This window comes from Streptomyces gamaensis, assembly GCF_042656465.1.
GTDB lineage: Bacteria > Actinomycetota > Actinomycetes > Streptomycetales > Streptomycetaceae > Streptomyces > Streptomyces gamaensis.
Genome location: NZ_JBHSPB010000015.1, coordinates 143,965 through 166,731, shown reverse-complemented (window position 1 = coordinate 166,731; position 22,767 = coordinate 143,965). Strand labels below are relative to the sequence as shown.

The window sequence follows — 22,767 nt, the reverse complement described above, 5'->3', positions numbered from 1 at the left end:
CCGTTCCGTCACGGCCTGTGGACAATCAGTGCCGCGGGTCGATCTCCCTGAGCCGCCCCGTCGTGACGTCGAAGACGAAACCGCGCACGTCGTCGGTGTACGGCAGGAACGGCGAGGTCCGCACCCGCTGCATGGACTGGCGCACATCCTGGTCCAGGTCCTTGAAGGCCTCCACCGCCCACGCCGGACGCTGCCCCACCTCGGCCTCGATCTCGTGCCGGAAGTCCTCGGTCAGGCTCAGCATCCCGCAGTCCGTGTGGTGGATCAGCACCACCGAACGGGTGCCCAGGGCCCGCTGGCTGATCGTCAGCGAACGGATGATGTCGTCGGTGACCACACCGCCCGCGTTGCGGATGGTGTGGCAGTCGCCGAGGGTGAGCCCGAGTGCGGCGTGCAGGTCGAGGCGGGCGTCCATGCAGGCCACCACGGCGACCTTGAGCACGGGGCGGGCGTCCATGCCCGGGTCGGTGAAGGCGGACGCGTACGCGGCGTTCGCGCGCACGAGACGGTCGGTGACCGTGCCCTGCCCGGTCGTGCCGGCGGTCTCGGGCGTCGGTCGGTGCTCGGATGCAGACATGGCCCAAACGGTAGTCGGAAGTGAATGCTGTGGCTCCTGCTACCCAGGGGAAAACCGCGCCGGTCCGGCCGCCGGCCGGCGGGGCCGTACGGACCGGGACCCGCGCCCGCCGCCGGGCACCCGGCGGCGCACCTCCCGGCACCGCGCCCGGACGCGCTGGCCGGTTGGTTGACCGAGGGGACGAGTGGACTAAAGTGGCGCGAAGTGGGAGGCCAGACGCTCCCCTCGGAACCGGAGAACCGGAACCCACCGAAGAACCGGAACCGAAGAACCCGCAGACCCCGCACGTGCGCGACGCGGACGCAAGCCCTCGGCCTCCTCCCGCTCCCCGGTCGTCCGGCCCCCCTTCCCCGGCGCCGGACAGACCCCTTCCCCTGGGGAGCGGGCGGGGACCCGGGGATGCGAACGCCTGGCGCCCGGCCCGGACCCGGACACCACAGAAGGGCGCATGAGCAGCAACGCGCGACACGTCCCCGTCATGCTCCAGCGCTGCCTGGACATGCTCGCCCCCGCTCTCGCCGAGCCCGGCGCGGTCGTCGTCGACTGCACCCTCGGCGCCGGCGGACACAGCGAGGCGCTGCTGCGGCGGTTCCCCGAGGTCCGGCTCGTCGCCCTCGACCGCGACCCCACCGCCCTGGCCCTGGCCGGCGAACGCCTCGCGCCCTACGGCGAGCGCGCCACCCTCGTCCGCGCCGTCTACCACGAACTGCCCGAGGTGCTCGCCCGGCTCGGCATCCCGCGCGTCCAGGGCGTCCTGTTCGACCTGGGCGTGTCCTCCATGCAGCTGGACGAGGCCGGCCGCGGCTTCGCCTACGCCCAGGACGCGCCCCTGGACATGCGCATGGACCAGACGACCGGCATGAGCGCGGCCGAGGTCCTCAACACCTACCCGCCCGGCGAACTCGTGCGCATCCTGCGCGCGTACGGCGAGGAGAAGCAGGCCAAGCGCATCGTCTCCGCCATCGTCCGCGAGCGCGAGAAGGAACCCTTCAGCAACAGCGCCCGCCTCGTCGAGCTGATCCGCGACGCACTGCCGCAGGCCGCCAAGCGCACCGGCGGCAACCCCGCCAAGCGCACCTTCCAGGCCCTGCGCATCGAGGTCAACGCCGAGCTGGCCAGCGTCGAGAAGGCCATCCCCGCCGCCGTCGCCGCCCTCGCCGTCGGCGGCCGCGTCGTGGTGCTGTCCTACCAGTCGCTGGAGGACCGCATCGTCAAGCAGGTCTTCGCGGCCGGCGCCGCGAGCACCGCGCCCCCGGGCCTGCCCGTGGTGCCCGAGCGCTACCAGCCGCGCCTGAAGCTCCTCACCCGCGGCGCCGAACTGCCCACCGAGGAGGAGGTCGCGGCCAACCGCCGCGCCGCCCCCGCCCGGCTGCGCGGCGCCGAACGCATCCGCGAGGACGTCCTATGACACCCGCGGCCCGCGCCCGGGGAGCGCGGCTGGGCCGGCTGCGGGCCACCGGCCCGGCAGGCGCCCGGCGCACCCCGTTCGTGCTGCTCGTCGTGGTGCTCCTCGGCTCGGGCCTGATCTCCCTGCTCGTCCTCAACTCCGCCCTCAACCAGGGCTCGTTCGAGCTGAGCAAGCTGCAGCGCAAGACCACCGAGCTGACCGACGAACAGCAGGCCCTCCAGCAGGAGGTCGACGAACTCGCCGCCCCCGACGCCCTGGAGCGCCGCGCCCGCGGGCTCGGCATGGTGCCCGGCGGCAGCCCCGCCTTCCTGGCCCCCGACGGCACGGTGCGCGGCTCGCCCGCCCCCGTCGGAGCGAACGGGCCCGTCGACGACGTCTCCTACGCGCCGCCCGCCGCCCCGCAGGCCCCCGCCCCCGCCGCCCCGCAGGCGCCCCCGGCGCCCGCCCCGCCCACGGCCCCCACGGTCGTCGTGCCCGCGCCGCCGCCCGACGGGGACGGCGACCGGGTCGGCCCCGCGCCGGGGCCGGTGCCCCCCGCCCGTACCGCCGTGAACACCGTCTCGAACCCCGGCAGGTGACGCCGTGCCGCAAGCCCCCGGGGGACGGCCCCCGCACCACCCTCCGACCGGCCCGGAAGGTGCGCCATGAGCACCCCGCGCCAGCCCCGCCGCCGCGTGCCCGGACCCGCCCGCCCCGCGGCCCGTCCCGCCGCGGGCGCCCGCCGGCCGCGCCCGGCCGGCGCCCAGGCCCTGCGGCTGGGCAGCCCCCGGCCCCGGCTGCGCCTGATCGGCTTCGGGCTCACGCTCGTGCTGATCGCCTTCACCGTGCGGCTGTTGCAGGTGCAGGCCGTCGACGCGAGCGCGTACGCGGCCAAGGCCAATGTCAACCGCTACATCCCGGTCACCCTGGCCGCCGAGCGCGGCACCATCACCGACCGCTCCGGCGTGGACCTGGCCACCACCGTCGACGCCTACGACATCACCGCCGCCCCCGACCTGCTCACCCCCGAGCGCACCAGGACCGAGGACGCGGCCCGGCAGGCCGCCGGGCTGCTCGCGCCCGTCCTCGGCGAGCGCGCGCCCGTACTGGAGAAGAAGCTCACCGCCAACCCCCGCTCCAAGTACGTCGTCCTCGCCCGCCGCCAGGCCCCCAAGGTCTGGAACCAGATCAAGGAGCTGAAGAAGAGCCTCGCCGAGAAGGCCGCGAAGAAGGAGGGCGTCAACGTCCTCGCCGGCGTCAACCGCGAACCGCACAGCAAGCGCGTGTACCCCAACGGGGCGCTCGCCGCCGGGATACTGGGCTTCGTCAACGCCGAGGGCCGCGGCGGCGGAGGCGTCGAGGCCCAGCTCGACACCGTCCTCGCCGGCCGCGACGGCAAGCGCGTCTACGCCCAGTCCGGCGGCCGCCAGGTGCCCACCGGGGACGTCAAGGAACAGCCCGCCGTGCCCGGCTCGGACGTCGAGCTGACCATCGACCGCGACATCCAGTGGGCCGCCCAGAGCGCCATCACCCGGCAGGTCGAGGACTCCGAGGCCGACCGCGGCTACGTCGTCGTCCAGGACACCGCCACCGGCGAGATCCTCGCCATGGCCAACGCCCCCGGCTACGACCCGGGCGACCTCGCCCACGCCGACCGCGACTCCCTGGGCAACGCCGCCCTGCAGGACGCCTACGAACCCGGCAGCGTCAGCAAGGTGATGACCATGGCCGCCGTCCTGGAGGAGGGCGTGGCCACCCCGATGACGCGCGTCGAGGTGCCCAACCGGCTGCCGCGCGCCGACCGTTCCTTCGCCGACGACATCGACCACCCCACCTGGCACCTGACCCTCAACGGGGTGCTCGCCAAGTCCAGCAACATCGGCACGATCCTCGCCTCCGAGCAGCTGGGCAAGACCCGCGAGCAGGCCGACGACGTCCTCTACTCCTACCTGCGCAAGTTCGGCATCGGCGCCCCCACCGGCCTGGGCTTCCCCGGCGAGACCCCCGGCATCCTGGCCCGGCCGTCGAAGTGGGGCGCCTCCCAGTCGTACACCATCCCCTTCGGGCAGGGACTGTCCCTCAACGCCGTCCAGGCCGCGTCCGTGTACTCGACCATCGCGGCCGGCGGCGAGCGCGTCCAGCCCACCCTGGTGCGCGGCACCAAGGGGCCCGACGGCCGCTTCACGCCCGCCGCGGCCCCGGCCCGCACCCGGGTGGTCAGCGAGAAGACCGCCAAGGAGCTCGCGGCCATGCTGGAGTCCGTCGTCGACGACCGCGAGGGCACCGGCACCAAGGCGAAGATCCCCGGCTACCGGGTCGCCGGCAAGACCGGCACCTCCAACCGGGTGGACCCGCAGACCGGCCGCTACCACGGCTACACCGCCTCCTTCGCCGGCTTCGCCCCCGCCGACCAGCCCCGGATCACCGTCTACTGCGCCATCCAGAACCCCACCAAGGGCAGTTACTTCGGCGGCCAGATCTGCGGCCCGGTCTTCAAGCAGGTGATGGAGTTCGCCCTCAAGACCCTGCAGGTCCCGCCGTCGGGCACCCAGTCCCCGCGGCTGCCGGTGGGCTACGACGGCCAGTGAGGCGGTCCCGGCCGTGACGACGATCACTCCCGAACCCGGGAACCGGGCCCCCGCCCGCCCCTCGCTTCGCGACGGGGCGGGTGCGCCCGGTACGCTCACGGCCGTGTCACACGCTGATCAGTCCCACGCCACCACCCCCGCGGGTGCCCCGAAACCCCCGGGAGCGCCCCGCCCCACCCAGGTCCGCCCCGTCCCCCTCGCGGAGCTGGCCGGTCAGCTGGGCATCACCGCGCCACGGCCGCAGTCCCCGGCGGCCACCGCCCCCGAGCCCCCCGGTGTCACCGGCATCACCCACGACTCGCGTGCGGTGCGCCCCGGTGACCTCTACGCGGCCCTGCCCGGCGCGCGCTTCCACGGCGCGGACTTCGCCCCCCAGGCCGCCGGGCTCGGCGCCGCCGCCGTACTGACCGACCCCGCGGGCGCCGAGCGCGCCGCCGCCACCGGGCTGCCCGTCCTCACCGTCGACGACCCGCGCGCCGTCATGGGCGAGCTGGCCGCCACCATCTACGGCGAGCCGGGCCGCGACCTGCTGCGGATCGGGATCACCGGAACCTCCGGCAAGACCACCACCGCCTATCTCGTCGAGGGCGGTCTGCGCGCGGCGGGCGGCGGTCCCACCGGACTGATCGGCACCGTCGAGTCCCGCATCGGCGACGAGCGCGTGAAGTCCGAGCGCACCACCCCCGAGGCCACCGACCTGCAGGCGCTCTTCGCGGTCATGCGCGAGCGCGGCGTGCGCTCCCTGGCCATGGAGGTCTCCAGCCACGCGCTGCGCCTGGGCCGCGTCGACGGCTGCGTCTTCGACGTCGCGGTCTTCAACAACCTCAGCCCGGAGCACATGGAGTTCCACTCCGGCATGGAGGACTACTTCCAGGCCAAGGCCGAGCTGTTCACCAAGGCCCGCAGCCGCGTCGGCGTCATCAACACCGACGACGAGTACGGGCGCCGGCTCGCCGCCGAGGCCGAGGTGCCCGTCGTCACCTTCTCCGCCTCCGGCCGCCCCGGGGCCGACTGGCGGGCCACCGACGTCGTCACCGGCCTGTTCGACTCCACCTTCACCGTCCTCGGCCCGAACGGCGAACGGCTCACCGCCCGCTCCCCGCTGGCCGGCCCGTTCAACGTCGCCAACGCGCTCGCCGCGATCACCGCGCTCGTCGCCGCCGGCTACGACCCGCAGACCGCCGCCGACGGTGTGGCCGCCGTCCCCGGGGTCCCCGGCCGGCTGGAGCGCGTCGACGAGGGCCAGCCCTACCTCGCCGTCGTCGACTACGCGCACAAGACCGACGCCGTCGAATCGGTTCTCCGCGCCCTGCGCGAGATCACCCCGGGCCGGATCCACGCCGTGCTCGGCTGCGGCGGCGACCGCGACCGCACCAAGCGCGCCCCCATGGGCGCCGCCCTCGCCCGGTTCGCCGACACCGCCGTGCTGACCTCCGACAACCCCCGCTCCGAGGACCCGCTCACGATCCTCGCCACCATGCTCGCGGGCGCCGCCGAGGTGCCCGCCGCCGAGCGCGGCACCGTCCTCCTGCTGGAGGACCGCGCCGACGCCATCGCCGCCGCCGTCGCCCGCGCCGAACCCGGCGACACCGTCCTCGTCCTGGGCAAGGGCCACGAACAGGGCCAGGACATCGCCGGGGTCACCCGCCCCTTCGACGACCGTCAGGTGCTGCGCGAGGCCGTCGCGCGCGCGGCCGCTTCGCACCGGAACGACCAGGGATGACAGAGACAGACCGCCATGCGCGCACACCCCGCCCCCCGGCAGCCCACGAGAACGGCCGGAGGTGAGCTTCGGTGATCGCACTGTCCCTCACCGAGATCGCCGCCATCGTCGGCGGGCAGCAGCACGACATACCGGACGGCACCGCCACCGTCACCGGCCCCGTCGTCATCGACTCCCGTGAGGTGCGGCCCGGCGGCCTGTTCGCCGCCCTGCCCGGCGAGCGGACCGACGGCCACGACCACGCCGGGCAGGCCGTCGCCGACGGCGCCGTCGCCGTGCTCGCGAGCCGCCCCGTCGGCGTGCCCGCGATCGTCGTCGACGACGTCGTGACCGCACTCGGCGCCCTGGCCCGGGCCGTGGTCGAGCGCCTGGGCACCACCGTCGTCGCGCTCACCGGCTCCGCCGGCAAGACCAGCACCAAGGACCTGATCGCCCAGCTCGCCGGGCACGCCGGCCCCACCGTGTGGACGCCCGGCTCGCTCAACAACGAGATCGGCCTGCCGCTGACCGCGCTGCGCGCCGACGCGGACACCCGCCAGCTCGTCCTGGAGATGGGCGCCCGCGGCCTCGGGCACATCCGCTACCTCACCGACATCACGCCCCCGCGCATCGGCGTCGTCCTCAACGTGGGCACCGCGCACGTCGGCGAGTTCGGCGGCCGCGAGCAGATCGCCCGGGCCAAGGGCGAGCTCGTCGAGGCCCTGCCCGCCGCCGCGGACGGCGGCGTCGCCGTGCTCAACGCCGACGACCCGCTGGTACGCGCCATGAGCGGGCGCACGAAGGCCCGTACGGTCCTCTTCGGCGAGGCCCCCGACGCCCAGGTGCGCGCCGAGCACGTACGTCTGGACGCCGCCGGCCGCCCCTCCTTCACGCTGCACACGCCCACCGGGTGCGCCGAGGTGACGCTGCGGCTGTACGGTGAGCACCACGTGTCGAACGCGCTCGCCGCCGCCGCCGTCGCCCATGAGCTGGGCCTGTCCGCGCAGGAGACCGCCACCGCGCTCTCCGCCGCCGGCCAGCTCTCGCGCTGGCGGATGGAGGTCACCGAGCGCGCTGACGGCGTGACGATCGTCAACGACGCCTATAACGCGAACCCCGAGTCCATGCGTGCCGCGCTGCGCACGCTGGCCGCCATGGGCGGCGCCGCCGCCGAGCGGGGGGGACGCACCTGGGCGGTGCTCGGACAGATGGCCGAGCTGGGCGAGGAGTCGCTCGCCGAGCACGACGCGGTCGGACGGCTCGCCGTCCGGCTCAACGTCAGCAAGCTCGTGGCAGTCGGGGGCAGGGAAGCGGCCTGGCTGCGGATGGGCGCCTACAACGAGGGTTCGTGGGGTGAGGAGTCGGTGCACGTGTCCGACGCGCAGGCGGCGGTCGACCTGTTGCGCAGCGAGCTGCGCCCGGGTGACGTCGTGCTGGTGAAGGCGTCCCGGTCGGTGGGGCTGGAGCGGGTCGCGCAGGAGCTGCTCGACGCCGTCGAGGGCGAGGTCGCCGGCCGATGAACCAGATCCTCTTCGCGGGTGTCATCGGTCTGTTCCTGACCCTCATCGGCACCCCGCTGCTGATCAAGTTCCTGGCCCGCAAGGGCTACGGCCAGTTCATCCGCGACGACGGCCCGCGCGGCCACGCCGGGAAGAAGGGCACGCCCACCATGGGCGGCATCGCCTTCATCCTGGCCACGCTCATCGCCTACGCCGTCACCAAGGTGATCACCAGCAAGGAGCCGACGACCTCGGGTCTGCTGGTGCTGTTCCTGACCGCGGGCATGGGTCTGGTCGGCTTCCTCGACGACTACATCAAGATCGTCAAGCAGCGGAGCCTGGGCCTGCGCGCCAAGGCGAAGATGGCCGGCCAGCTCATCGTCGGCGTCGCCTTCGCCGTGCTCGCGCTGCAGTTCGCCGACGTCCGGGGCCAGACCCCGGCCTCCACCCGGCTCTCCTTCACCCAGGACTTCGGCTGGTCCATCGGCCCCGTGCTGTTCGTGGTCTGGGCGCTGTTCATGATCCTGGCGATGTCGAACGGCGTGAACCTCACCGACGGCCTCGACGGCCTGGCCACCGGCGCCTCCGTGATGGTCTTCGGCGCCTACGTCTTCATCGGCACCTGGCAGCACGGCCAGTCCTGCGCCAACCCGCTGACCGCCGGCGCCTCCTGCTACGAGGTGCGCGACCCGCTCGACCTCGCCGTCGTCGCCGCCGCCCTGATGGGCTCCTGCTTCGGCTTCCTGTGGTGGAACACCTCGCCCGCCAAGATCTTCATGGGCGACACCGGCTCCCTCGCCCTCGGCGGCGCGCTCGCGGGCCTGGCGATCTGCTCGCGCACCGAGCTGCTGCTGGCCCTCCTCGGCGGCCTGTTCGTGCTGATCACCATGTCCGTGATCATCCAGGTGGGATCCTTCCGCCTGACCGGCAAGCGCGTCTTCCGGATGGCCCCGCTCCAGCACCACTTCGAACTCAAGGGGTGGAGCGAGGTCCTCGTGGTGGTCCGGTTCTGGATCATCCAGGGCCTGTGCGTGGCCGTCGGCCTCGGAATCTTCTACGCAGGATGGCTGGCCATCAAGTGACCTCCCCCTTCCACGGACAGCACATCACCGTCGCCGGCCTCGGCGTGAGCGGCATCAGCGCCGCCCGCGCCCTGGCCGGCCTCGGCGCCCGGATCACCGTCGTCGACGGCGGCGACAGCCAGGCCCTGCGCGAGCGCGCCGCGGCCCTGACCGCCGAGGGCATGACCGTCCGCCTCGGTGACGCGACGACCCTGCCCGAGGGCACCAACCTCGTCGTCACCTCGCCCGGCTGGAAGCCCGACAGCCCGCTGTTCGCGGCCGCCGCCGAGGCCGGCGTGGACGTCGTGGGCGATGTGGAGATCGCCTGGCGCCTGCGCGGTGAGGGCGCGGCTCCCTGGCTCGCCGTCACCGGCACCAACGGCAAGACCACCACCGTGCAGATGCTCGCCTCCATCCTGGAGGCCGCCGGACTGCGCACCGCCGCCGTCGGCAACATCGGCACCCCCATCGTCGACGTCGTGCTCTCCCAGGAGCCCTACGACGTCCTCGCCGTCGAGCTCTCCAGCTACCAGCTGCACTGGGCGCCCTCGGTGCGCGCCCACTCCGCGGCGGTCCTCAACCTCGCCCCCGACCACCTCGACTGGCACGGCTCGATGTCCGCGTACGCCGCCGACAAGGGCCGCATCTACGAGGGCAACAAGGTCGCCTGCGTCTACAACACCGCCGACCCGGCCACCGAGCACCTGGTCCGCGAGGCCGACGTCGAGGAGGGCTGCCGCGCCATCGGCTTCACCCTGGGCGCGCCCGGCCCCTCCGAGCTCGGTGTCGTCGACGGCATCCTCGTCGATCGGGCCTTCGTCGCCGACCGGTACACCAGCGCCCAGGAGCTCGCCGAGGTCACCGACATCGCCCCCACCGCGGGCCCGGCCGCCCCGCACAACATCGCCAACGCCCTCGCCGCCGCCGCGCTCGCCCGCGCCTTCGGCGTGGAGCCCGCGGCCGTGCGCGACGGGCTGCGCGCCTTCCGCCCCGACGCCCACCGCATCGCCCACGTCGCGGACGTCGGCGGCGTGGCGTACGTGGACGACTCCAAGGCCACCAACACCCACGCCGCCCAGGCCTCGCTGGCCGCCTACGAGAAGGTCGTGTGGATCGCTGGCGGCCTCGCCAAGGGAGCCGCCTTCGACGAGCTCGTGGCGGCCTCGGCGAAGCGGCTGCGCGGCGTGGTGCTGCTCGGCGCCGACCGCGCCCTGATCCGCGAAGCCCTCGCGCGACACGCCCCGGATGTGCCCGTGGTCGACCTCGACCGGACCGACACTGGGGCGATGGCCGCGGCGGTGCGGGAGGCGGCCCGGCTCGCCGAGCCGGGGGACACCGTCCTCATGGCTCCCGCCTGCGCCTCCATGGACATGTTCACCAACTACGGCGAGCGCGGCGACGCCTTCGCCGGGGCGGTACGGGACCTGGCGGCGGAGCGGGGCGCGGGCGCGTAGACCGTACGGGCCCGCGGCGCCCCGTGGACCTCCCGGGCCGGTGAGGTCCACGGCCGCCCGGCGCACACGAGCGGATACCAGCGGGAAGGGGACGCCCCCGATGCACGCCGAACACGCCGGCCACCCGGCGAGGCCGCCGCGCGCCACACGCTCCACCCGGCGCGGCCCCGCCGCGGGCTCCCGGCCCGCGCGCGCCCCGCGCCCCGCCCAGGGCCGCCCGCGCCCCGGCTCCCCCCGGCCCCCGCGCGGCGGGGGCGGCACCCTCCTCGGCGGCCTGAAGGGGCTGCACGCCCGCGCCCGGCGCGCCTGGGACCGGCCGCTGACCGCCTACTACCTGGTGCTCGGCGGCTCCCTGCTGATCACCGTGCTCGGCCTGGTGATGGTCTACTCGGCCTCCCAGATCAAGGCCCTGCAGAACGGGCTGCCGCCGAGCTACTTCTTCCGCAAGCAGCTGCTCGCCGCCGCCATCGGCTCCGTCCTGCTGCTCGCGGCCGCCCGGCTGCCCGTCAGACTGCTGCGGGCGCTGGCCTATCCGCTGCTCGCCGGCTCGGTCTTCCTGCTCTGCCTGGTGCAGGTGCCCGGCATCGGCGAGACCATCAACGGCAACACCAACTGGATCTCGCTCGGCGGCCCCTTCCAGGCCCAGCCCAGTGAGTTCGCCAAGCTCGCGCTCGTCCTGTGGGGCGCCGACCTGCTGGCCCGCAAGCAGGCCAAGCGGCTGCTCGTGCAGTGGAAGCACCTGCTGGTGCCGCTGGTGCCCGTCACCTTCGTGCTGCTCGGGCTGATCATGCTCGGCGGTGACATGGGGACCACCGTCGTGCTGACGTGCGTGCTGCTGGGCCTGCTGTGGGTGGCGGGCGCCCCGACCCGGCTGTTCGCCGGGGTCTTCGGGGTCACGGCGGTGCTCGCCGTGCTGTTCATCAAGACCAGCGCCAACCGGATGTCCCGCCTCGCCTGCATCGGCGCGACCGACCCCGGCACCAATGACCAGTGCTGGCAGGCCGTGCACGGCATCTACGCGCTGGCCAACGGCGGATGGTTCGGCGCCGGCCTCGGAGCAAGTGTGGAAAAATGGGGTGAACTGCCCGAACCGCATACCGACTTCATCTTCGCCATCACCGGCGAGGAGCTGGGCCTGGCAGGGACGCTGTCCGTGCTCGCCCTCTTCGCGGCTCTAGGCTATGCGGGTATCCGCGTGGCCGGACGCACGGAGGACCCCTTCGTGAGGTACGCCGCGGGAGGCGTGACCACCTGGATCATGGCGCAGGCCGTGGTCAACATCGGTGCGGTGCTCGGCCTGCTGCCGATCGCCGGGGTCCCCCTCCCGCTGTTCTCCTACGGAGGGTCCGCCCTGCTGCCGACCATGTTCGCCATCGGGCTGCTGATCGCCTTCGCGCGCGACGAACCCGGTGCGCGGGCGGCGCTGGCCATGCGGCAGCCTGGGGTGAGATGGAAGACGATGAGACGGCGCGTCAAGAAGCGACCGTCCGGAGAGCGGTGAATTTCGGTGCATGTCGTACTCGCCGGCGGGGGGACCGCCGGCCACATCGAGCCCGCGCTCGCCCTCGCGGACGCCCTGCGCAGGCAGGACCCGACCGTGGGGATCACGGCGCTCGGTACGGAGCGGGGTCTGGAGACCCGGCTCGTACCCGAGCGGGGCTATGAACTGGGGCTGATCCCGGCCGTGCCGCTGCCCCGCAAGCCCACGCCGGAGCTGATCACCGTGCCGGGCCGGCTGCGCGGCACCATCAAGGCGGCCGAGCAGATCCTGGAGCGCACCAAGGCGGACTGCGTGGTCGGCTTCGGCGGCTATGTGGCCCTGCCCGGCTATCTGGCCGCCAAGCGGCTCGGTGTGCCGATCGTCGTGCACGAGGCCAACGCCCGCCCCGGTCTCGCCAACAAGATCGGCTCGCGGTACGCCCAGGCGGTCGCGGTGTCCACCCCGGACAGCAAGCTGCGCGGCGCCCGCTACGTGGGCATCCCGCTGCGCCGTACGATCGCCACCCTCGACCGGGCCGCCGTCCGCCACGAGGCGCGCGCGGCCTTCGGTCTCGACCCCAACCTGCCCACGCTGCTGGTCTCCGGCGGCTCGCAGGGCGCCCGCAGGCTGAACGAGGTCGTCCAGGCCGTCGTGCCGTTCCTGCAGCGCTCGGGCATCCAGGTGCTGCACGCGGTCGGCCCGAAGAACGACCTGCCGCGCGTGGACAACATGCCCGGAATGCCGCCCTATGTCCCGGTACCGTACGTGGACCGGATGGACCTCGCGTACGCCGCGGCCGACATGATGCTCTGCCGCGCGGGCGCGATGACCGTCGCCGAGCTGTCCGCCGTCGGGCTGCCGGCCGCCTACGTCCCGCTGCCCATCGGCAACGGCGAACAGCGGCTCAACGCCCAGCCGGTGGTCAAGGCGGGCGGCGGACTGCTGGTCGACGACGCCGAGCTGACCCCCGAGTGGGTCCAGAGCCATGTGCTCCCGGTGCTCGCCGACCCGCACCGCCTGTACGCGATGTCCCGCGCCGCCGCCGAGTTCGGCCGCCGGGACGCCGACGAGCTGCTCGTCGGCATGGTCCACGAGGCGATCGCCGCCCGCCGGGCGGGCTAGCGCACAGGGAGCAGGAGGCTGGGGAAGCGTGGCCGGACCGACGGCCGCCCGGAGCGGCGGCGCGAGGAACAGCAAGTCGGTACGGCCACGCGGCGGCGCGCCCCGGCCGCCGCGCAGGCCCGCCAAGGGCCGGCCGCGGCCGCGCGGCCCCCTGCGCCGCCCCCGGCTGCCGCGCCGCCGCGGCCTGCTGGCCTGGGGGGTGCTCCTGCTGCTCGCCGCCGGCGCCGCCGGCTGGGCGCTGTACGGCTCCGCCTGGCTGCGCGCGACGCGCGTCGACGTGGCCGGGACCCGGGTGCTGACGCCCGAGGAGGTCCGGGCCGCGGCCCGCGTCCCGCTCGGCGACCCCCTGGTCTCGGTGGACACCGACGCGGTCGCGGGGCGGCTGCGCGCCGCGCTGCCGAGGATCGAGCACGTGACCGTCGAGCGCTCCTGGCCGCACACGGTCGGTGTCGAAGTGGTCGAACGGCAGCCGAGGGCGATCGTCGAGAAGGACGGAAAGTTCATCGAAATCGACGGCGCGGGAGTGCGGTTCGCCACAGTCGACCAGGCTCCGCAGGGCGTGCCGCGGCTGAATCTCGACGTGAACGATTCGCCAAGTCTGCGGCAGTTCGGGGTGGAACGTCTGGAACGCGAGGGTGTCCGGGTCGCGGAGGCGCTGCCTCCGGATGTGCGCAAGGACACCCGCGCCGTCCACGTGCGCTCGTACGACTCCATCACCCTGGAGCTGACGGGGGATCGGACCGTGGTCTGGGGGAGCGGTGAGCGGGGCGACGCCAAAGCCCGTACGCTCTCCGCATTGCTCAAAGCCGCCCGGGGCGCACGGCACTTCGACGTGAGCGCTCCCAGCGCGCCTGCGGCGTCGGGGAGTTGACGTCCGGGGGTCGTCGGCAGCACCCTGGCTGGCTACGACTATGGGTGATCACATAGGGTGAAAAGAAAAACGGGAGGTTCGGCGTGTTCGTTGAACGCGCGCCGCGTGTCGACTTAGTGTCCTGTTCGGAGAACCCCAGCGAACAGCGGCACCGGTAACCCTCAACTTGAGGTTGAGGGTTCGGGTCGGCACGAGAACCGCCCCCCAGGCATACGTAAATCGAGGCGAGAGGCCTTCGACGTGGCAGCACCGCAGAACTACCTCGCAGTCATCAAGGTCGTCGGCATCGGCGGCGGTGGCGTCAACGCCATCAACCGGATGATCGAGGTCGGTCTCAAGGGCGTCGAGTTCATCGCGATCAACACCGATGCACAGGCCCTGCTGATGAGCGACGCCGACGTCAAGCTCGACGTCGGCCGGGAGCTCACCCGCGGCCTCGGCGCCGGCGCCAACCCCGAGGTCGGCCGCAAGGCCGCCGAGGACCACCGCGAGGAGATCGAGGAGGTCCTCAAGGGGGCCGACATGGTCTTCGTCACCGCGGGCGAGGGCGGTGGCACCGGCACCGGCGGCGCCCCCGTCGTCGCCAATATCGCCCGTTCCCTGGGCGCCCTGACGATCGGTGTGGTCACCCGCCCGTTCACCTTCGAGGGCCGGCGCCGCGCCAACCAGGCGGAGGACGGCATCGCGAGCCTGCGTGACGAGGTCGACACCCTCATCGTCATCCCCAACGACCGGCTGCTGTCCATCTCGGACCGCCAGGTGAGCGTGCTCGACGCGTTCAAGTCCGCGGACCAGGTGCTGCTCTCCGGCGTCCAGGGCATCACCGACCTCATCACCACCCCGGGCCTGATCAACCTCGACTTCGCGGACGTCAAGTCCGTGATGTCCGAGGCGGGATCGGCGCTCATGGGCATCGGCTCGGCGCGCGGCGACGACCGCGCGGTGGCCGCCGCCGAGATGGCGATCTCCTCGCCGCTGCTGGAGGCCTCCATCGACGGCGCCCGCGGGGTGCTGCTGTCCATCTCCGGCGGTTCCGACCTCGGTCTCTTCGAGATCAACGAGGCCGCCCAGCTGGTGAGCGAGGCCGCCCACCCCGAGGCCAACATCATCTTCGGTGCCGTCATCGACGACGCCCTCGGTGACGAGGTCCGGGTGACCGTCATCGCGGCCGGCTTCGACGGTGGCCAGCCCCCCGCCAAGGGCAGCCGCGACAAGGTGCTCGGCTCCTCCTACACCGCGGGCCGCGAGGAGGCCGGTGCCACCACGACCCCGGCCCCGAGCCGGCCGGCCGCCACGCAGAGCGAGCAGCCCGCCCGCGCGAGCTTCGGCGGCCTGGGCAGCGTCACCCCGCGCACCGAGGAGCCCCCGGCCGTCGAGACGGCCCCGGCGGGCGAGGTGCCCCCGCCCCCGGTGAGCTCCCCGCAGGTCCCGCCGGCCCGTCCGTACCAGGACTCGACCGCCGAGGAACTGGACGTTCCGGACTTCCTCAAGTGACGACCGCGAGCCAGTGAGAGCGGCCCCCACGTGATAGGGCAACAGCACGCAGTGACTCCCGGAGCGTCGACATCCGAAGAGCGTGCGAGCGGCGCGCACTTCGCCTTCACCGACAGGTGGGGCGGGGTGAGCGCCGCTCCGTATGACGAGCTCAACCTCGGCGGCGCGGTCGGCGACGACCCCGCGGCCGTCCTCGCCAACCGGGAGCGGGTGGCGAAGTCCCTCGGCCTGGACCCGGCGGCGGTCGTGTGGATGAACCAGGTGCACGGCCGGGACGTCGCCGTGGTCGACGGCCCGTGGCAGGGCGAGGAAGTGCCCGCTGTCGACGCGCTGGTGACGGCCCGTCGCGGACTCGCGCTCGCCGTGCTCACCGCCGACTGCGTCCCCGTCCTGCTCGCCGACCCCGTCGCCGGGATCGCGGGCGCGGCGCACGCCGGGCGGCCCGGGCTGGTCGCCGGGGTCGTGCCCGCGGTCGTCGAGCGGATGACCGCGCTCGGCGCCGACCCCGCGCGGATCCTCGCCCGCATCGGGCCCTCGGTGTGCGGGCTGTGCTACGAGGTCCCCCGGGCGATGCGCGCCGAGGTCGCGGCCGTGGTGCCCGAGGCACGGTCCACCACCCGGCAGGGCACCCCGGCCGTCGACGTGGCGGCGGGGGTCCGGGCCCAGCTGGGCCGGCTCGGCGTCACGGCCGGCGGGGAACCGCCCGTCTGCACGCTGGAGTCGGCCGACCACTTCTCGTACCGGCGCGAGCGCACCACGGGGCGGCTCGCGAGCTATGTCTGGTTGGACGAAGAACTGTGACGGACCGCAGAACCGAACTCGCCGAGAACCTGGCGCGCGTGGAGGAACGTATCTCCCGCGCCTGCGCGGCGGCCGGCCGCAAGCGTGAGGACGTGACCCTCATCGTGGTCACGAAGACCTACCCCGCGAGCGACGTCCGGCTCCTCGCCGAGCTGGGGGTCCGTCATGTCGCGGAGAACCGCGACCAGGAGGCCGCGCCGAAGGCGGCCGAGTGCGCGGATCTGCCGCTGACGTGGCACTTCGTCGGCCAGTTGCAGACCAACAAGGTGCGCTCGGTGGCCGGTTACGCCCACGCGGTGCACTCCGTCGACCGGTCCCGTCTCGTCGACGCGCTGTCCGCGGCGGCCGTCCGGGCCGGCCGCGAGCTCGACTGCCTGATCCAGGTGGCCTTTGACGCCGGGTCGGGAGAGCGCGGTGCCCGCGGGGGCGTCGCCCCGGACGGGGTCGCCGCGCTCGCGGACGCCCTCGGCGCGGCCGAAGGGCTGCGGCCCGCCGGGCTGATGACGGTCGCTCCGCTCACCGGGCCCTACGCGGGCCGGCCGCGGGCGGCCTTCGAGCGGCTGATGGAAATCTCAACGGGCCTGCGCGCGGCCCATCCTGCTGCGAACATGGTGTCAGCAGGGATGAGCGCGGATCTGGATGACGCCGTGGCCGCGGGGGCGACACATGTACGTGTCGGCTCAGCGGTACTCGGAGTCCGCCCCGGGCTCCGGTAACGTCGCCAAGAAGTCGGACCACAGAGAAAATATGGTCATTCCCGTCAGGAGGCGGGCATGCCACGTGGATCCAGGGCGCCGCTGACGGAGCCGATCCACCACAGAGCGGAGGACGCAGAGAATGGCCGGCGCGATGCGCAAGATGGCGGTCTACCTCGGCCTCGTGGAGGACGATGGGTACGACGGCCGGGGGTTCGACCCCGACGACGAGTTCGAACCCGAGCCGGAGCCCGACCGGCGCAGACAGCACCAGTCCCAACAGACGCAATCGGACGAACCGGTTCGAGTCGCCCAGCCTCCCGCGCAACGTGAACCGGCTCCGCTCGGCGCGGAATCGGGACGACCCGCCCGAATCGCACCCGTGTCATCCATCACACCCGAACGCCACTCTCTGGAGAAGAACGCACCGGTGATCATGCCCAAGGTTGTGTCCGAGCGGGAGCCCTACCGCATCACGACGTTGCACCCCCGGACCTACAACGAGGCCCGTACCATCGGGGAACACTTCCGTGAGGGCACCCCGGTGATCATGAATCTGACGGAGATGGACGACACCGACGCGAAGCGACTTGTCGACTTTGCCGCCGGGCTCGTCTTCGGTCTCCACGGGAGTATCGAGCGGGTGACGCAGAAGGTGTTCCTGCTGTCTCCTGCTAACGTCGATGTCACGGCGGAGGACAAGGCCCGCATCGCAGAGGGCGGGTTCTTCAATCAGAGCTGAGACGCAATACCGGGCAATGCCGGGTGAATGACGGCCAAACAGGCCGGGTACGAAGGGGAGAGGGACGCGCGAGATGGGCATCGCACTGCAGGTGATCTACATCGCGCTGTATTGCTTCCTGTTCGTGCTCATCTTCCGGCTGGTGATGGATTACGTCTTCCAGTTCGCACGCTCATGGCAACCCGGCAAGGCGATGGTGGTCCTCCTGGAGGCCACCTACACTGTCACTGATCCGCCACTCAAGCTTCTGCGGCGGTTTATCCCGCCGCTGCGTCTCGGGGGCGTGGCGCTCGACCTGTCCTTCTTCGTACTGATGATCATCGTCTACATCCTGATCACCGTCGTGAGCCGGCTGTGAACGCGGCTGTGAACGATACGGTCTTGCCGATTGCCGACGACTACGTTGAGGTGAAGAAGAGATGCCGTTGACCCCCGAGGACGTGCGGAACAAGCAGTTCACGACCGTCCGTCTGCGAGAAGGCTATGACGAGGACGAGGTCGATGCCTTTCTAGACGAGGTCGAGGCCGAACTGACCCGTCTGCTCCGGGAGAACGAGGACCTGCGCGCCAAGCTGGCCGCCGCGACCCGGGCCGCCGCGCAGAACCAGCAGCAGGGCATGCGCAAGCCCGAGCAGCAGGAGCAGCGACCGGGGGCTCCGGTGCCCGCCGCCATATCCGGACCGCAGCCGGTGCCGCCGCAGCAGCAGCAGATGGGCGGCCCGCCGCAGTTGCCGGGCGGTGCCCCGCAGCTGCCGGCCGGCCCCGGCGGCCACGGCCACGGCCCGCAGGGTCCGCACGGTCCGGGCCCGATGGGACAGAACGGTCCGATGGGTGGCCCGATGGGCGGACCCATGGGGCAGAACGGACCGATGGGCCAGGGTGGCCCCATGGGTCAGGGCGGCCCGATGGGCCAGAACGCCATGGGCCAGAACGGACCGATGGGTGGCCCGCAGCTGCCGCAGCCGGGCCAGGGTCCCGGCGGTGACAGCGCCGCCCGGGTGCTCTCGCTCGCGCAGCAGACCGCCGACCAGGCGATCGCGGAGGCCCGTTCCGAGGCCAACAAGATCGTCGGCGAGGCGCGCAGCCGTGCCGAGGGCCTGGAGCGGGACGCCCGCGCCAAGGCCGACGCCCTGGAGCGGGACGCCCAGGAGAAGCACCGTGTCGCGATGGGCTCCCTGGAGTCCGCCCGCGCCACGCTGGAGCGCAAGGTCGAGGACCTGCGCGGCTTCGAGCGCGAGTACCGCACCCGTCTGAAGTCCTACCTGGAGAGCCAGCTGCGCCAGCTGGAGAACCAGGCGGACGACTCGCTGGCCCCGGCCCGCGCCTCCAACGCCCCGTCGCTGCCCGCGGCCCCCTCGATGAGCGGGTCCATGGCCCCGGCCGGGGCGGGGATGAACGGGCACAGCATGGGCGGCAATCCGTCCATGGGCGGCAACCCCTCGATGGGCGGCTCGGGTGCCCCCTCGTACGGCGGCCAGCAGCAGATGTCGCCGGCGATGACCCAGCCGATGGCGCCGGTGCGGCCGCAGGGCCAGCAGCCGATGCAGCAGGCGCCGTCCCCGATGCGGGGCTTCCTCATCGACGAGGACGACAACTGACCGGGCGTCGGAGACCGTAGTCGGTCGTCATCCAGGGCCGGGCCCCCGGGAATTCCCGGGGGCCCGGCCCTTTTTGCATGTGTCTCCTGTGCGGGGCGGCTTTTGATGCGGGTTTCGCGGAATCGCCAGTGCCGTTCTCGCACCTCCGGTCACGTGATCACGGCAACATTACGGTGATACGCCAATACGACAATTGCCGGGCGACTGTGCGCAGTCGCCCGGCAATTGCCGAAATCCCGGTCGGTGTCCCCCGACTGAGGGGAAATCAGACCTTGCGGAGACGGAAGGTCAGGGACAGTCCCTCATCGGTGAACGGGGCACCGAAGGAGTCGTCGGCCGCGCCCCGCTCGAAGTCCGGGGCGAGCACCTCGTCCGCGATGAGCCCCGCGTGCTCGGCCAGGGCCCCGGCCGTCTCGGCGTCCGCCGCCTCCCAGCGGACCGCGATCCGGTCGGCCACGTCCAGGCCGCTGTTCTTGCGGGCCTCCTGGATGAGCCGGATGGCGTCACGGGCGAGGCCCGCCCGGCGCAGCTCCGGAGTGATCTCCAGATCGAGAGCCACCGTCGCACCCGAGTCGGAGGCCACCGACCAGCCCTCGCGCGGGGTCTCGGTGATGATGACCTCCTCCGGGGAGAGGGCGACGGCCTCGCCGTCCACGGTCACCGAGGCCGTGCCCTCGCGCAGGGCGAGGGAGAGCGCGGCGGCGTCCGCGGCGGCGATGGCCTTGGCCACGGCCTGGACGCCCTTGCCGAACCGCTTGCCCAGGGCGCGGAAATTGGCCTTGGCGGTGGTGTCGACCAGCGAGCCGCCCACCTCCGACAGCGAGGCCAGGGACGAGACGTTGAGCTCCTCGGCGATCTGCGCGCGCAGCTCCTCGCCCAGCGTCTCGAAACCGGCCGCCGCGACCAGCGCGCGCGACAGCGGCTGGCGGGTCTTGACCCCGGACTCGGCGCGGGTCGCCCGGCCCAGCTCGACCAGGCGGCGCACCAGCTGCATCTGCCGGGAGAGCTCCGGGTCGATCAGGGCGGTGTCGGCCACCGGCCACGAGGACAGGTGCACCGAGTCGGGCGCCTGCGGGTCCACCGGCACCACCAGGTCCTGCCACACCCGCTCGGTGATGAACGGCACCAGGGGGGCCATCAGGCGGGTGACCGTCTCGACGACCTCGTGCAGGGTGCGCAGCGCGGCCGCGTCGCCCTGCCAGAACCGGCGGCGCGAACGGCGCACGTACCAGTTCGACAGGTCGTCCACGAAGGTGGACAGCAGCTTGCCGGCGCGCTGGGTGTCGTAGCTCTCCAGGGCCGAAGTGACCTGCTCCACCAGCGAGTTGAGCTCACCGAGCAGCCAGCGGTCCAGCAGCGGACGCTCGGCCGGGGCCGGGTCGTCCGCACTGGGCGCCCAGCCGGAGGTCCGCGCGTACAGGGCCTGGAAGGCGACGGTGTTCCAGTAGGTGAGCAGCGTCTTGCGCACCACCTCCTGGATCGTGCCGTGGCCGACGCGGCGCGCCGCCCACGGGGAGCCGCCCGCGGCCATGAACCAGCGGACGGCGTCGGCGCCGTGCTGGTCCATCAGCGGGATCGGCTGGAGGATATTGCCCAGGTGCTTGGACATCTTCCGGCCGTCCTCGGCGAGGATGTGGCCGAGGCAGACGACGTTCTCGTAGGAGGACTTGTCGAAGACCAGCGTCCCCACGGCCATCAGCGTGTAGAACCAGCCGCGGGTCTGGTCGATGGCCTCGGAGATGAACTGCGCCGGGTAGCGCTTCTCGAACAGCTCCTTGTTCTTGTAGGGGTAGCCCCACTGCGCGAACGGCATCGACCCCGAGTCGTACCAGGCGTCGATGACCTCCGGCACACGGCTCGCGGTGTGCGCGCAGCCCTCGGCGGTGCACGGGAAGGTGACCGCGTCGATGTACGGGCGGTGCGGGTCCAGGCCGCTCTGGTCGGTGCCGGTCAGCGCGGTCAGTTCGGCGAGCGAGCCGACGCAGGTGAGGTGGCCGTCCTCGCAGCGCCAGATCGGCAGCGGGGTGCCCCAGTAGCGGTTGCGGGAGAGCGCCCAGTCGATGTTGTTGGTCAGCCAGTCGCCGAAGCGGCCGTGCTTGACCGACTCGGGGAACCAGTTGGTCTTCTCGTTCTCCTCCAGCAGCCGGTCCTTGACCGCGGTGGTGCGGATGTACCAGGACGGCTGCGCGTAGTACAGCAGCGCGGTGTGGCAGCGCCAGCAGTGCGGGTAGCTGTGCTCGTACGCGACGTGCCGGAACAGCAGGCCGCGCGCGGACAGGTCGGCGACCAGCGTCTCGTCGGCCTTCTTGAAGAACTGGCCGCCGACCAGGCCGAGCCCCTCCTCGAAGGTGCCGTCGGGGGCGACCGGGTTGACCACCGGCAGACCGTACGCGCGGCAGGTCCTCAGGTCGTCCTCACCGAAGGCCGGGGCCTGGTGGACCAGACCGGTGCCGTCCTCGGTCGTGACGTACTCGGCGTTGACGACGAAGTTGGCGCCCTCCAGCTCGACCAGGTCGAAGGGGCGGCGGTAGCTCCAGCGCTCCATCTCCCGGCCGGTGAAGGACTGGCCCGTGGCCGTCCAGCCCTCGCCCAGCGCCTTGTCGAGCAGCGGCTCGGCGACGACCAGCTTCTCGCTGCCGTCGGTGGCCACCACATAGCGGACGTCCGGGTGCGCGGCGGCGGCGACATTGGAGACCAGCGTCCACGGCGTGGTCGTCCACACCAGCAGCGAGGCCTCGCCGGCCAGCGGGCCCGAGGTCAGCGGGAAGCGGACGAAGACCGACGGGTCGACGACCGTCTCGTAGCCCTGCGCCAGCTCGTGGTCCGACAGACCGGTGCCGCAGCGCGGGCACCAGGGGGCCACGCGGTGGTCCTGCACCAGCAGGCCCTTGTCGAAGATCTCCTTGAGCGACCACCAGACGGACTGGACGTACTCCGGGTCCATCGTGCGGTACGCGTCGTCAAGGTCCACCCAGTAGCCCATACGGGTGGTCAGCTCGGCGAAGGCGTCCGTGTGCCGGGTCACCGACTCGCGGCACTTGGCGTTGAACTCGGCGATGCCGTACCGCTCGATGTCCTGCTTGCCGCTGAAGCCCAGCTCCTTCTCGACGGCGAGCTCGACCGGCAGGCCGTGGCAGTCCCAGCCCGCCTTGCGGCCGACGTGGTAGCCCTGCATCGTGCGGAAGCGGGGGAAGACGTCCTTAAAGACGCGGGCCTCGATGTGGTGGGCGCCCGGCATGCCGTTCGCGGTGGGCGGGCCCTCGTAGAACACCCACTCCGGGCGGCCCTCGGACTGCTCCAGGCTGCGGGCGAAGACCTTGCTCTCGCGCCAGAGATCGAGCACGGCGTGCTCCAGGGCGGGCAGGTCCACCTGCGCGGGCACGTGGCGGTACTGCGGCTTCGGGCTCATCAGGGGCTTCCTCCGGCGGGACGTCGTGACGCTGTCCGTCGGAGGGACGAGAGCCTGTGCGCTCCCGCGGTACCACCCTCCTTGGCCGGGCGGCGCGTTTGCCTCCGGCCCCCTCATTGGGGTCGCGATGCCGGTTCTACTGGCCCGGGGCCCGTGCGGGCCGAGGACGTTCTTCCGGCGGCTCGGGGGTGATCTTCACGTCGCGCACACCCTCGGGCTCCCACCGTCCCCGAGTCGCTGATGGCTGCGTACGACGCTACTCGTCCCTTCCACGCCTCTCGCTGCGC

Annotated in this window: 18 protein-coding genes; 16 read left to right on the top strand and 2 right to left on the bottom strand. The window is 72.8% G+C overall.

Translation table 11 applies throughout. The features are described 5' to 3' along the window. Nucleotides 1-25: 25 nt before the first annotated feature. Nucleotides 26-577 carry a beta-class carbonic anhydrase gene (locus ACFP1Z_RS23570; protein WP_390319155.1) on the bottom strand — a complete coding sequence of 184 codons (552 nt, stop codon included), beginning with the start codon at nucleotides 575-577 and terminating at the stop codon, nucleotides 26-28. A 448-nt stretch (nucleotides 578-1,025) separates the two neighbouring features. Here ACFP1Z_RS23570 and rsmH point away from each other — a divergent pair, with 448 nt between their 5' ends. From rsmH to ACFP1Z_RS23490, 16 genes are all read left to right on the top strand, one after another. Continuing rightward, complete coding sequence (gene rsmH / locus ACFP1Z_RS23565) at nucleotides 1,026-1,985, top strand: 16S rRNA (cytosine(1402)-N(4))-methyltransferase RsmH (RefSeq protein ID WP_390319153.1); 960 nt, start codon at nucleotides 1,026-1,028, stop codon at nucleotides 1,983-1,985. Further along, on the top strand, nucleotides 1,982-2,563 hold the full coding sequence (gene ftsL, locus ACFP1Z_RS23560; RefSeq protein ID WP_390319151.1) for a cell division protein FtsL: 582 nt from the start codon (nucleotides 1,982-1,984) through the stop codon (nucleotides 2,561-2,563). Before rsmH ends, ftsL begins: the two co-directional genes overlap by 4 nt. 66 nt (nucleotides 2,564-2,629) lie before the next feature. Next, complete coding sequence (locus ACFP1Z_RS23555) at nucleotides 2,630-4,552, top strand: peptidoglycan D,D-transpeptidase FtsI family protein (protein WP_390319149.1); 1,923 nt, start codon at nucleotides 2,630-2,632, stop codon at nucleotides 4,550-4,552. A gap of 13 nt (nucleotides 4,553-4,565) precedes the next feature. Further along, nucleotides 4,566-6,275 carry a UDP-N-acetylmuramoyl-L-alanyl-D-glutamate--2,6-diaminopimelate ligase gene (locus ACFP1Z_RS23550; protein WP_390319148.1) on the top strand — a complete coding sequence of 570 codons (1,710 nt, stop codon included), beginning with the start codon at nucleotides 4,566-4,568 and terminating at the stop codon, nucleotides 6,273-6,275. A 71-nt stretch (nucleotides 6,276-6,346) separates the two neighbouring features. Continuing rightward, nucleotides 6,347-7,774: a UDP-N-acetylmuramoyl-tripeptide--D-alanyl-D-alanine ligase gene (locus tag ACFP1Z_RS23545; protein ID WP_390319146.1), complete on the top strand. Its 1,428-nt coding sequence runs from the start codon at nucleotides 6,347-6,349 to the stop codon at nucleotides 7,772-7,774. Then, nucleotides 7,771-8,835 (top strand): phospho-N-acetylmuramoyl-pentapeptide-transferase, encoded by a 1,065-nt coding sequence (gene mraY / locus ACFP1Z_RS23540; protein ID WP_390319144.1) that lies wholly within the window; start codon nucleotides 7,771-7,773, stop codon nucleotides 8,833-8,835. Before ACFP1Z_RS23545 ends, mraY begins: the two co-directional genes overlap by 4 nt. Further along, nucleotides 8,817-10,268 (top strand): UDP-N-acetylmuramoyl-L-alanine--D-glutamate ligase, encoded by a 1,452-nt coding sequence (gene murD, locus ACFP1Z_RS23535; RefSeq protein WP_390319142.1) that lies wholly within the window; start codon nucleotides 8,817-8,819, stop codon nucleotides 10,266-10,268. The genes mraY and murD overlap by 19 nt, the downstream gene beginning before the upstream one ends. Nucleotides 10,269-10,368: 100 nt before the next feature. After that, nucleotides 10,369-11,769: a putative lipid II flippase FtsW gene (gene ftsW / locus ACFP1Z_RS23530; protein WP_390319140.1), complete on the top strand. Its 1,401-nt coding sequence runs from the start codon at nucleotides 10,369-10,371 to the stop codon at nucleotides 11,767-11,769. 6 nt (nucleotides 11,770-11,775) lie between these two features. Next, nucleotides 11,776-12,870 carry an undecaprenyldiphospho-muramoylpentapeptide beta-N-acetylglucosaminyltransferase gene (gene murG / locus ACFP1Z_RS23525; RefSeq protein ID WP_390319138.1) on the top strand — a complete coding sequence of 365 codons (1,095 nt, stop codon included), beginning with the start codon at nucleotides 11,776-11,778 and terminating at the stop codon, nucleotides 12,868-12,870. A 28-nt stretch (nucleotides 12,871-12,898) separates the two neighbouring features. After that, nucleotides 12,899-13,741, top strand: coding sequence for a cell division protein FtsQ/DivIB (locus ACFP1Z_RS23520; RefSeq protein WP_390319136.1), 843 nt, complete (start codon nucleotides 12,899-12,901; stop codon nucleotides 13,739-13,741). Between the two features lie 240 nt (nucleotides 13,742-13,981). Then, the gene (ftsZ, locus tag ACFP1Z_RS23515; protein WP_390319134.1) at nucleotides 13,982-15,235 is read left to right on the top strand and encodes a cell division protein FtsZ; all 1,254 of its coding nucleotides are present in this window, start codon (nucleotides 13,982-13,984) and stop codon (nucleotides 15,233-15,235) included. 30 nt (nucleotides 15,236-15,265) lie between these two features. Continuing rightward, a complete protein-coding gene (pgeF, locus tag ACFP1Z_RS23510; protein WP_390319132.1) occupies nucleotides 15,266-16,036 on the top strand; it encodes a peptidoglycan editing factor PgeF in 771 nt (256 codons plus the stop codon). Continuing rightward, on the top strand, nucleotides 16,033-16,752 hold the full coding sequence (locus tag ACFP1Z_RS23505; RefSeq protein ID WP_390319130.1) for a YggS family pyridoxal phosphate-dependent enzyme: 720 nt from the start codon (nucleotides 16,033-16,035) through the stop codon (nucleotides 16,750-16,752). Before pgeF ends, ACFP1Z_RS23505 begins: the two co-directional genes overlap by 4 nt. 121 nt (nucleotides 16,753-16,873) lie before the next feature. Then, complete coding sequence (locus tag ACFP1Z_RS23500) at nucleotides 16,874-17,473, top strand: cell division protein SepF (protein ID WP_390319129.1); 600 nt, start codon at nucleotides 16,874-16,876, stop codon at nucleotides 17,471-17,473. A 73-nt stretch (nucleotides 17,474-17,546) separates the two neighbouring features. Continuing rightward, nucleotides 17,547-17,831: a YggT family protein gene (locus tag ACFP1Z_RS23495; RefSeq protein WP_390319127.1), complete on the top strand. Its 285-nt coding sequence runs from the start codon at nucleotides 17,547-17,549 to the stop codon at nucleotides 17,829-17,831. A 61-nt stretch (nucleotides 17,832-17,892) separates the two neighbouring features. Continuing rightward, nucleotides 17,893-19,071 (top strand): DivIVA domain-containing protein, encoded by a 1,179-nt coding sequence (locus ACFP1Z_RS23490; RefSeq protein ID WP_390319125.1) that lies wholly within the window; start codon nucleotides 17,893-17,895, stop codon nucleotides 19,069-19,071. Nucleotides 19,072-19,336: 265 nt separating this feature from the next. Here ACFP1Z_RS23490 and ileS read toward each other — a convergent pair whose 3' ends face one another. Then, nucleotides 19,337-22,480: an isoleucine--tRNA ligase gene (ileS, locus tag ACFP1Z_RS23485; protein WP_390319123.1), complete on the bottom strand. Its 3,144-nt coding sequence runs from the start codon at nucleotides 22,478-22,480 to the stop codon at nucleotides 19,337-19,339. Nucleotides 22,481-22,767: the final 287 nt, after the last annotated feature.